We start from the raw sequence: 1,390 nt of genomic DNA on the forward strand, positions 1-1,390 counted from the left end.
GTCCGCTGGACGGAGACCCAGTGCAACCGGGTCAGCTCGTCGATGATCCAGTCGCCGCGGAACCTGCCGAGGCCGGAGTTCTTCTCCCCGCCGAAGGGAGCGTTCGCCTCGTCCTCGTCACTGGTGTCGTTGACGTGCGTCATGCCCGCGTCGATGCGCCGCGCGAACTCCGCGCCCCGGTCGAGGTCGGCGGTGAACACGGCGCTGGAGAGCCCGTACTCGGTGTCGTTCGCGATCCGGAGGGCGTCCTCCTCGTCCGCCGCCCGGATGATCGGCACGATCGGGCCGAACGACTCCTCACGCGCCAGGGACATGTCCTGGGTGACGTCGACGAAGACGTGTGGAGGCAGCACCCGTCCCTCCGGATCGCCGCCGACGACCTGCCGGGCGCCCTCCTCGTGTGCCTTCGCGATCTTCTCCTGCAGCGACTCGAGCTGCCGGTCGTTGATGATCGGGCCGATGAACGTCGCCGGGTCGTCCACGTCGCCGACCTTCAGGTCCCGCACCCGCCGGACGAACGACTCGACGAACGCGTCGTACACGGTCGTGTCGACGACGATCCGGTTCGTGCTCATGCACACCTGGCCCTGGTGCAGGAAGCGACTGAACACCGCCGACCGCGCGGCCTGCTCGACGTCGGCGTCGTCGAGCACGACGAACGGCGCGTTGCCGCCCAGTTCGAGCGCGACGCGCTTGATGTGCTCCCCGCCCGTCGCGAGCTCGCCGATGTGCCGTCCGACCGCCGTCGAGCCGGTGAAGGAGACGAGCTTCGGCACCTCGTGCTCGACCACGTAGTCCCCGATCTCGCTGCCGGCACCCACCACGACGTTGAGCAGGCCAGCCGGCAGCCCCGCCTCCTCGAACACCTTCGCCAGGAGCAGCCCGCCGGTGACCGGGGTGTCGCTCGCCGGCTTCAGCACGACCGCGTTCCCGAGGGCGAGCGCGGGCGCGACGGAGCGCTGCGACAGTTGCAGGGGGAAGTTCCAGGGGCTGATCACGCAGACCACACCGAGGGGCTCCCGGTAGGCGCGGTTCTCCTTGCCGGGGATGTCCGACCCGCGGATCTCCCCGTGCGCCCGGTACGGGTACGACGCCGCCTCCTGCGTGACCGCGCGCGCCGTCTCCCACTCGAACTCGGCCTTGAACCGCGTGCCGCCCGACTCGTGGACGAGCCAGTCGACGATCTCGTCCTTGCGGTCGTCGAACACCTGCACGGCGCGGGTGATCACCGCCGCCCGCTCGGCCGTGGTCGTCCGCGCCCAGTCGACCTGCGCGCGTCGGGCCGCCTCGTAGGCCGCGTCGACGTCGTCCTGCGACGCCAGCTGGATCTCGACGAGGGACGCACCCGTCCACGGGTCGATGTCCTCCGCGGTGCGGTCCGACGAACCCC

Annotated in this window: 1 protein-coding gene; it reads right to left on the bottom strand. The window is 70.7% G+C overall.

From position 1 onward, the window contains the following. Nucleotides 1-1,390, bottom strand: a 1,390-nt coding sequence (locus tag DEJ23_RS15270; RefSeq protein WP_111241084.1) for an aldehyde dehydrogenase family protein, incomplete at both ends; no start/stop codon positions are given.

Source organism: Curtobacterium sp. MCSS17_008, assembly GCF_003234185.1.
Lineage (GTDB): Bacteria > Actinomycetota > Actinomycetes > Actinomycetales > Microbacteriaceae > Curtobacterium.